This window comes from Methanobrevibacter filiformis, assembly GCF_001639265.1.
Classification (GTDB): domain Archaea; phylum Methanobacteriota; class Methanobacteria; order Methanobacteriales; family Methanobacteriaceae; genus Methanacia; species Methanacia filiformis.
On the sequence record NZ_LWMT01000177.1, the window covers coordinates 1 to 859 of the forward strand.

Genomic DNA, 859 nt, shown 5'->3' on the forward strand with positions numbered 1-859 from the left:
ATTGCTAATATTGGAATTGGTGCTATCACTAATACAGGTGGTACTTTTAGTGTAAATAATTCTAATTTTATTAATAATACTGGTAGTAATAGTGGAGCCATATACAATACTGGTAAATTTAATGTGACTTATTCTAACTTCACAGGTAATAATGGTAGTTCTACTGGAGGAGCTATTTATTCTACTAATGCCATTAATGTTAATTATTCTAGTTTTACTTTAAACTCTAGAGCTATTCATTTAGTTCCAGGTGATACTAGGTCTAATATCTCTAATTCTAACTTCACAAATAATACTGTAGCTATGTATATTTCTAGTAATTATACAAGTGTAACTCAAAATAATATCATTAATAATAATCAGGGAATTGTTATTTATGGTATTGCTTCTCGTATTATAGGAGTTAAAATTAATTATAATCGTATTTTTAATAATACTAATGCAAGTGGTTATGATCTTGAGAATTTAGGTAATGTTAATGCTACTTTAAATTGGTGGGGGTCAAATAATCCTAAAATTAGTGGAGGAAGTCCTGCAAACTATTTCATCGTAAATATCACTGAAATAAACCAAAACACTTTAAATTATAGTTTAGTTTTAAATAATAGTAATGTTGAACATGATTTAAGTTTATTGCCTGATTTTAATGGTTCTATTTCATCTAGCCTTGGTGTTGATATTTTTGATGCTAAAGCTAATAATATATTAACATATTCACCAGAATATGTACACATTGAAGTGGATAATTATGACTTTGTTCTTTCAACTGATGTTTATGTAAATGCTACAGGTGGAAATGACAATAATGATGGTGCTAGTTGGGACACAGCTCTTGCATCAATTAATAAAGCTTTATGGA

At 28.1% G+C, this 859-nt stretch carries 1 pseudogene; it reads left to right on the forward strand.

The annotated features are described in order from the left end of the window. A pseudogene (locus MBFIL_RS10815) lies at window positions 1-859 on the forward strand (hypothetical protein); the annotation flags it as partial.